We start from the raw sequence: 7927 nt of genomic DNA, 5'->3' as shown, positions 1-7927 counted from the left end.
CGGATACCCGGCGGGGCAATAACGCCAACAGCGGCGCGTAACCTCTGACGGGCATACCTTTCGGGTAACCAGCGCGCAAAAAGGCAACGATCCCCGCAATCCGATCGACCAAGCCCAACTGACACCTCGCTAAACCGTTCTTGCAGTTATAGCCCGGTGTGGCGGTTCGAAACATTGCACCGCAAATGGTTTCGCTAATGGGCCCATCGCGCGCTTCGGCGGCGTCTGGGCACGTGTTGATCGCTACGATCACGCAGCACCGCAGACGGGTGCACGGTGGCCACTACCACCGGCTCCGGCGCCACGTTCATTTCCAACTCTGAGGGCAGCCGTAAAACCTGACCGCGCTGAGCGGACACCCGAAATGCCGGTCCCAGCAGCGACTGTGCCGCGGTCGCGCCGAGGCACACGATGACCCGCGGCTGCACCGCCGCGATCTCGGCGAGAAGCCAGGGCTGACACGCGACGACTTCGGTGCGGCTGGGCTTCTGGTGTATCCGCCGCTTGCCGCCCTTGCGCGTGAATTTGAAATGCTTGACGGCGTTGGTCCGATACGTCGACGCCGGATCGATGCCGGCGTCTACGAGGCCCCGGGCCAGCAGTCGTCCCGCCGGACCGACGAAAGGCAAACCGGCACGGTCCTCTTGGTCCCCGGGTTGCTCTCCTACCAGCATGATCGGTGCATCCGCTGGTCCATGACCGAAGACGGTTTGGGTGGCGTTCTGAAACAGCGGGCAACCCTGGCACGAACGATCCTCGGGTAGGTAGTGGTCGGCGCCGATTGCTGCCTTACACATGGCCCTGCCTAGTCGCCTGAAACTGCGCGAGCGCTCGAACCCCGGAGCCGATCAGCCCTTTCCGACGATCGCATCGCGGGCCCGGTCCAGCATCGCAACGAACGGCCCGGCAACCAGATTAGCGGCCTGGGATTCCACCCCCGCGTGCGGTCTGGTAGGTGCGATAGCTTCAGCAAGCCTGGCCGCACGGCCCATTTTCTCGAGTTCATCGCTGCTCAATTCCCCTGCCAGCCGCGCAAACTCGTCAGTCTCCTCATGTTCGGCGTGGTCAAGGACGGCATCGCGCAGTTCGGTAAGCAGCCGGATGAACTCGGTGCTGCCGACGTCGAGCTTCTCCAGCTCCTGCAACACCGTCTTGGCTTCGTGCTCTTCCTCGAGCCGTTGTCCCACCACGGCTTTGCCGTTGGCGATCTTTCGCTTGGCCCGGGGGTGAACGATTTCTTCCTCAACGGTCTCGTGTACGGCCAGCAGTCGGCGAAGTTCGACGAAAGCACGCTCCCGTGCTTCACCGGACGACGACAATGTCTGAGCGAACAACGACTTGATCTGCTCGTGCTGGTTGACCAGAAAGTCCACCACGTCGGTGGGTGACCGGATGATCTCAACCATTGATGTTCTCCCCTTAATCGCGGATCAACGCGCGGGCTGTGCGCGTCTCTGCACCGCTTACCCATCGACGCCGTCGCCAAACGAACGCCCGTCCAGCACGTAGGAACGGTGTAGCAAGCGCCCTATACGGGTACAACAAGCGAATACATAGCGGCACCGCTTCGGGACAGTGACCCTATGGCCAGCGTGAGGAGAACCGATGAGCGTGACACAGGAGCTGACCAAGGAATCCAGTGAGGCGACGGTTGACATCGACGCCGACGTGGAATTGCTCACGGCACAGATCAGGGCCCTCAGGGAACTCGGGAGCGGCGGCCAGGTGAGCGAGAGGCAGCGCTACGACTTCAGCATCAGGTGGGGCACCGTGCAGGCGGGGCGACTGCGGCGGATGGTGCACTACCGCGCGCTGGGCATGCTCGGCGAGGCCGACGAACGCAGATTCCAAGCGCTGTGCGTGGAGCTGCGGTCGCTTTCCGGTCTGATTGATCGATTCCGGCTCGTTCAGCCGGTCTTCACCGAATCACCGCGGCCCACAGCTAGGCGCCACCGGGAGTCCCGCCGGCCCAACTCGTGGCGCGAAAGTTTCACCACTCAGAAAGTCCAAGTCGCGCAGTACGATTGCGCTTCACCGCGTGGCGCAGCCCCGGGTTGAACCCCCAGTATCCATCCGTAGTCAGGTAGCCGAGTGTTGTCATGCCTTGCTTCTTGACGAGATGGCACTGAATCAGTATGTAGAGCAAGGCATTCCGGTTTGCCCACAAGTCAGTTCCTTATCAAGGGGTGTGGATTTCGCCGGCTGCGGAGTTCACCTTGAACGCCGACAGCAGCGAGCGGCTGGTGACCGAGGATCTGGGACCTGATCAAATCGGCGAACACCGATGGAGCAGCTTCGGTCGCCGGTTCGCCATGCGGTCTGCGACCCCAAACCTGGTGCATGGCTTGACCTCCTGCGAACAATCCTGGACATCAATCGTCTCGCTGCGGGTTTACCGCAGCCGCTGACGGGCTACGCTGACAGTCAGGTTGAGTCCACAGCTGAAGAAATCTCACGACGACACATGATGGGCGCAACCACATGATCGCTTTCGATGAAACGGCAGAGCCGCGTGAACAGCCGCGCAGCCATCACATGGTGGACTGTGCAGGCGCGCGACTATCTGCCCACGTGACCAGGGTGGCCACCGTGTTGGATGTCGCCGGTGAAGTCGACGCGTCGAACGCCGAGCTCCTCGCCCAGGCAATTCGCCGCGTCTCAAGGTTGAAAGGCCCGTTGATTCTGGATCTTCGGCAGCTGGATTTCCTGGGCCTGGCCGGTTTTCGAGCGCTGATGGCCCTGAACCACGAACACCAGGAAACACTGCTGCATTGCAGCGTGATCGCCGGTACGGAGCTGCGTCGGCTGACCCGGATCTACCCCGACCATGGCTTACCTATCGTCGACTCAGTTCCCGAAGCCCTTCAGCTGATCGACACGATCAACCAGTCACGCCGGCGGTTTCTCTCTGATCTGGTCCAACAGCCCCAACCGCAGCGCCGCAGGTTTTCGGTGCGAATAGTCGGCGTCGGATCCTGAGCGACACCAAGGTCGGCGGCGAGCTGAGGAGGGCTGAACAGCGACGGGGTCCTGCGGATTGGCGTGCTCTCGTCCGGGTACCCGGTTCGTCATGGATCAGTCCCAAGCTCCGCTGTTGGACGCGCTGGTCGACTATCGCCGGAGCAATCGCTACGGCTTCACACCGCCGGGACATCGCCAGGGCGCCGGCGTCGATGCCCGCGTCCTGGCTGTGTTGGGTAGGGAGCCTTTCCGCGACGACGTCCTGGCTACTTCCGGAACTCGACGATCGAAGGAATCGCGCAAAGTTCCTGGCGCACGCAGAGGAACTGATGGCAGACGCGGCGGGGGCCGATACCGCGTTTTTCTCCACCTGCGGTAGCTCGCTGTCGGTGAAGGCGGCGATGATGGCCGTGGCCGGCGGCAGCGACGGCGGCCTGCTCGTCGCACAAGACAGCCACAAGTCGATCGTCGCAGGCCTCATATTCTCCGGCGTGCGGCCTAGGTGGATCACCCCGAGGTGGGATAGCGAGCGGCACTTCTCGCATCCGCCCTCACCGCAACAGGTGGAAGCCCCATGGGTCCAAAATCCTGACGCCGCAGGAGCTCTCATTGTCAGCCCCAGCCCCTACGGCACCTGTGCCGATATCGAGGGTATCGCCGAGGTCTGCCACGACCGCTCGGGCGTTGAGGCGGGTATGTCATTGCCCGATCCGGCGGACCGGACCGCGCAACACTTCCGGGTAGTCGCCTGACGGCCATTAGTCCCCGGGCGCACCGGTTGCGCGAGTTCAATGGGTCGACTTCTGCTCATCACGTCTGCCAGATCCGATACTCCCGGCGGCCGATAGGCAGCCGCCGGCCACGACGATGCCACAGACAACGAAGTACCAGGGCACCGCAGGCTGGCTGATCAAGATATAGACGTTGGTCGGCTCAAACGAGCGCCGGACCGAGCTCCCCTCGGCTCGGGGCTACTCCAGCTTGTCGCGCAAGGATTGCAAGGTGCTGGCCAGAATGCGCGAAACCTGCATCTGTGAGCACCCGATTCGCGCAGCGATCTGGCTTTGGGTCATCGACTCGAAAAACCGCAGTTGCAGAACCTCACGTTCGCGTTGCGGCAATCCGGCAACGAAGGCACGCACCGCCTCGCGGTTGGTGATGTGCTCTATCTGCGGATCGAGCTCACCGATCGCCTCGGCGACCATTCTGTCTTTGCCGGAACTGTTGGCGCCGAGCGGTGCGTCCAGCGACTCGAGCCGGTACGCGTCGCCGGCGACGAGGCATTCCACCACCTCCTCGTGCGAAACTCCCAGGAGCTCCGACAATTCACCGGCCGTCGGCGCGCGCCCCAACTTCTGGGTCAGGCCTGGTGTGGCCTTGCCGATCTGCACGTGGAGCTCGCGCAGCCGGCGCGGGACGCGCATGCTCCAGGTGTAGTCGCGAAAATGGCGCCGGACCTCGCCCATCATGGTGGGAACCGCGAAGCCGATGAAGCTAGGTCCCTTGGTGGGGTCGAACCGGTTGATGGCGTTCATCAGCCCCAGCCGCGCGACCTGGATCAGGTCATCGAGATTTTCGCCGCGGCGCGCGAAGCGACGGGCGACATGGTCGGCCAAGGGTAGGCATCGCACGACGATGCGTTCGCGCTGCCGCCCGTACTCGCGTGATTCAGCCGGCATCTTGTGCAGCGCCCGGAACATGTCGACGACGTCGTCATAGGAATCCCCAGAGGACGTCGGCTCGGCCGACCGAGCAGGCTGTACGGGAGCGATCACGCCCGTCATCGGTGCAAGAGCCAGGTTGGCATCACCGGCCACTTCCGGTGAGTCGTGTGCAATGGCCGTAACAGTCTTGTGCATGGTCCTCCCAGTGCACCCGGATCCGTCGGGACGGATCGACTATCCGGAGCGCACGGACTGCCGAACGGGGTGACCGGATTTGCTGCCGCGGCCACGCAGCCCGGCAGCCGTGTGGCTACCGACCGCTTTTGGCTAAACGGCGAACGTCCGCAAGGGACGTAAATCAGAATAATACGCCTCATCAGGTGGAACCGCTGCCCCGGGCCAGCGACGACGGGCGACCGGCACCGGGCCGAAATCGCGGCCCCACGCACCAAGTCGTTGCGGCTATTGTCGACAATATGCGTTCCACGATCCCGGGTTAAGGAGGACCGCTCCGTGAGTAACCCCCAGGATCCGTTCGGGCACAATACTTTTAACCCCGAGCCGGTCAGTTACGATCCGCTTGGCCGCGTCCCATACGGCGACCCGGCGTCGGAACCGCTGGATTACCCAGAGCCGCCCGAACCGGCCGTGAACACGTTCGCGACGTTGTCGCTCGTGTTCGCATTCGTGTTCGCCCCTGCTGGGGCGATCCTGGGGCATCTGGGGCTCGCCCAAATCCGCCGCACCGGCGAGCGGGGCCGCGACCGGGCTCTGGTTGGGGTGTCGCTGTCGTATGCGCTCATCACTCTTGCCGTCATCGCACTGGTCGGCTGGGCCACCCTCACGGCCATCGGCTCCAATCACACCGCGACACCGACCACTGTGACCGACACGTCCCCGCCGCCCACGGTGGTGCAGGCCGACTTGGCCGGATTGTTACCCAGCGTCGCTGACGTCAGGAAACTCACCGGTGACCAGAACCTGGCGCCCGGCAAGACCTGGGACCATATCGCCAGCGACAGCAAACAGGGACAGATCGACCGCCCCGAGTGCTGGGGAACCATCAGCCAGGGCACCCCGGAGGCCTACCGCGTTGAAGCCGTATTCGGTTACCGTGCATCGGAATTCACCGATACTCGCGACCCGCTCAACTCGACCCAGGTGGTCCCGGGCGTTGCGGCATTTCGTGACCCGCCGGCAGCCCAAAAGCAGCTCACACAATTGCTGTCGGGATGGCGCCAATGCGGTGGCTCTGAAGTGAAGGTGACGCTTCCTTCCGGGCAAACACTGGCTTTTTCGGTGGGCCTCCCTACCGACGCCGGCAACGGCATCACCACGATCGAAGTGGACACCAAGGGACTGCGACGCTCTGTTCGCGCGCTTGCGGCCAAGACCAACGTCGTCATCGACCTGGACATGTCCTACTCGGCCTCCGGCGCCACCACCACCGACCGCACCAAGCCGATCGTGGCCATCGCCAATTACATTCTCGGCAAAATCCCCGGCTAGACGCCGGACTCAGCCTGCAGCACCACGGCGGTGTGGGCATCGACGGTGAACGTCGCGGCCGCGCTCAACTCGTCCGGCGGCCTCGCCGCGTCGGGACCGGTGTGCACCACGGTCCGCCAGCCGGCGCCAAAATCCGCCGGTGGCAGAGTGAATTCGATCGGCTCGTAGTGGGCATTGAAGCACAGCAAAAACGAGTCATCGAGCACCCGCTGGCCCCGAGCATCGAGGTCGGGAATTCCGAGGCCGTTGAGGAATACCGCGACGGATTTCGCGAAGCCCGCCCCCCAGTCCTCGTCGGCCATCTCCGTCCCGTCGGGCGCGAACCAGGAGATGTCGGGCAGACCGTCCTGGCCACGGCGACCCACCGGTTTGCCGCTGAAGAAGCGGCGCCGGCGGAACACGGGGTGATTGGCGCGCAGTGCGGAAACCGCGGCGGTGAACTCCAGCAGTCCGGTATCGGCATTGGCCCAATCGATCCAGGTGAGTTCGTTGTCCTGGCAGTAGCCGTTGTTATTGCCGTCCTGGGTGCGGCCGAGCTCGTCGCCGTGGCAGATCATCGGCACACCCTGCGATAGCAGCAGGGTGGTCATGAGGTTGCGCTGCTGCCGGGCGCGCAGATCGTTGATGCCGGCGTCGTCGGTGGGTCCTTCGGCGCCGCAGTTCCACGACCGGTTGTGGCTCTCCCCGTCGTTGTTGTCCTCGCCGTTGGCCTCGTTATGTTTTTCGTTGTAGGACACCAGGTCCCGCAACGTGAACCCATCGTGGGCGGTGACGAAGTTGATCGAGGCTACCGGCCGGCGTCCGGTGCGCTCGTAGAGGTCCGCCGACCCGGATAACCGGTAGGCGAACTCGTCGAGGATGGCGGGCTCGCCGCGCCAGAAATCCCGCACGGTGTCGCGGAACTTGCCGTTCCACTCAGTCCACTGCGGCGGGAAATTGCCGACCTGATAGCCGCCTGGGCCGACATCCCACGGTTCGGCGATGAGTTTGACCTGGCTGACCGTCGGATCTTGCTGTACCAGTTCAAAAAACGTTGCCAGCCGGTCCACGTCGTAGAACTCACGCGCCAACGTGGACGCCAGGTCGAACCGGAAACCGTCGACGTGCATCTCGGTCACCCAATAGCGCAACGAGTCCATGATCAGCTGCAGCGAGTGCGGATGTCCGACGTTGAAGCTGTTGCCGGTGCCGGTGTAGTCCATGTAGTAACGCTTGTCGTCGTCGACCAACCGGTAGTACGCGGCGTTGTCGATCCCGCGCATCGACAACGTCGGGCCCAGGTGATTTCCCTCGGCGGTGTGGTTGTAGACCACATCGAGGATCACCTCGATGCCCGCCTCGTGTAGGGCACGCACCATCGCCTTGAACTCCTGCACCTGCCCGCCCGGCGAAGTGGCACTGGAATATTTCGGGTCGGGCGCGAAAAACGAAATCGTGTTGTAGCCCCAGTAATTCGACAGACCCTTCTCGATCAATGTGGAGTCGTTCGCAAAGTGATGCACCGGCATCAGCTCGATCGCGTTGACACCGATGCTCTGGAGGTGCTCGATGAGCACCGGGTGCGCGACCGCGGCGTAAGTGCCGCGTATCTGTTCGGGAATCTCCGGGTGGGTCTGCGTCAGACCCTTGACATGCGCCTCGTACACAACCGTGTCGGCATACTCGTGGCTGGGCGGGCGGTCATTGGCCCAGTCAAAGAACGGGCTGATCACGACCGACTTGGGCATGCTGGCCGCCGAATCGTCGTCGTTGCGACTGTCGGGATCACCGAACGTATAGCTGAACAGCGACTG

The 7927-nt window shown here is 63.4% G+C and carries 8 protein-coding genes and 1 pseudogene; 4 read left to right on the top strand and 5 right to left on the bottom strand.

Features of this window, described 5'->3' with window-relative positions; genetic code table 11:
• The 3 genes from VML93_RS19890 to VML93_RS19880 all read right to left on the bottom strand — a co-directional run.
• The coding region (locus VML93_RS19890) for a DUF3349 domain-containing protein (protein WP_414686400.1) at positions 1 to 175 on the bottom strand (175 nt) is incomplete at its 3' end.
• A 19-nt stretch (positions 176 to 194) separates the two neighbouring features.
• A complete protein-coding gene (locus tag VML93_RS19885; protein WP_325613312.1) occupies positions 195 to 797 on the bottom strand; it encodes a UdgX family uracil-DNA binding protein in 603 nt (200 codons plus the stop codon).
• Between the two features lie 51 nt (positions 798 to 848).
• The gene (locus VML93_RS19880; RefSeq protein ID WP_325613311.1) at positions 849 to 1406 is read right to left on the bottom strand and encodes a hemerythrin domain-containing protein; all 558 of its coding nucleotides are present in this window, start codon (positions 1404 to 1406) and stop codon (positions 849 to 851) included.
• A gap of 199 nt (positions 1407 to 1605) precedes the next feature.
• Here VML93_RS19880 and VML93_RS19875 point away from each other — a divergent pair, with 199 nt between their 5' ends.
• From VML93_RS19875 to VML93_RS19865, 3 genes and pseudogenes are all read left to right on the top strand, one after another.
• Positions 1606 to 2058, top strand: coding sequence for a hypothetical protein (locus VML93_RS19875; RefSeq protein ID WP_325613310.1), 453 nt, complete (start codon positions 1606 to 1608; stop codon positions 2056 to 2058).
• 513 nt (positions 2059 to 2571) lie between these two features.
• Positions 2572 to 2979: an STAS domain-containing protein gene (locus tag VML93_RS19870; RefSeq protein WP_325613308.1), complete on the top strand. Its 408-nt coding sequence runs from the start codon at positions 2572 to 2574 to the stop codon at positions 2977 to 2979.
• A 91-nt stretch (positions 2980 to 3070) separates the two neighbouring features.
• A pseudogene (locus VML93_RS19865) lies at positions 3071 to 3638 on the top strand (ornithine decarboxylase); the annotation flags it as partial.
• A 294-nt stretch (positions 3639 to 3932) separates the two neighbouring features.
• On the opposite strand, the gene VML93_RS19860 reads toward VML93_RS19865, so the two are convergent.
• Positions 3933 to 4745 carry a SigB/SigF/SigG family RNA polymerase sigma factor gene (locus tag VML93_RS19860; RefSeq protein WP_325613314.1) on the bottom strand — a complete coding sequence of 271 codons (813 nt, stop codon included), beginning with the start codon at positions 4743 to 4745 and terminating at the stop codon, positions 3933 to 3935.
• 393 nt (positions 4746 to 5138) lie between these two features.
• Between VML93_RS19860 and VML93_RS19855 the strand changes: the two genes are divergently transcribed.
• Positions 5139 to 6134, top strand: a complete 996-nt coding sequence (locus tag VML93_RS19855) for a sensor domain-containing protein (RefSeq protein WP_325613307.1) — start codon at positions 5139 to 5141, stop codon at positions 6132 to 6134.
• On the opposite strand, the gene glgX is transcribed toward VML93_RS19855, so the two are convergent.
• A partial coding sequence (gene glgX, locus VML93_RS19850) for a glycogen debranching protein GlgX (RefSeq protein WP_325613305.1) occupies positions 6131 to 7927 on the bottom strand: 1797 nt, incomplete at its 5' end. The two genes, VML93_RS19855 and glgX, sit on opposite strands and share 4 nt — an antisense overlap.

Source organism: Mycobacterium sp., assembly GCF_035499775.1.
Classification (GTDB): Bacteria; Actinomycetota; Actinomycetes; order Mycobacteriales; family Mycobacteriaceae; genus Mycobacterium.
The sequence above is the reverse complement of the archived record's forward strand: the minus strand, read 5'-3'. Positions and strand labels throughout refer to the sequence as shown.

Bases quoted from the DNA above. Each gene is read 5' to 3' on its own strand.
- VML93_RS19875 (WP_325613310.1), top strand. From the start codon at position 1,606: ATGAGCGTGACACAGGAGCTGACCAAGGAATCCAGTGAGGCGACGGTT.
- VML93_RS19880 (WP_325613311.1), bottom strand. From the start codon at position 1,406: ATGGTTGAGATCATCCGGTCACCCACCGACGTGGTGGACTTTCTGGTC.
- VML93_RS19860 (WP_325613314.1), bottom strand. From the start codon at position 4,745: ATGACGGGCGTGATCGCTCCCGTACAGCCTGCTCGGTCGGCCGAGCCG.
- VML93_RS19885 (WP_325613312.1), bottom strand. From the start codon at position 797: ATGTGTAAGGCAGCAATCGGCGCCGACCACTACCTACCCGAGGATCGT.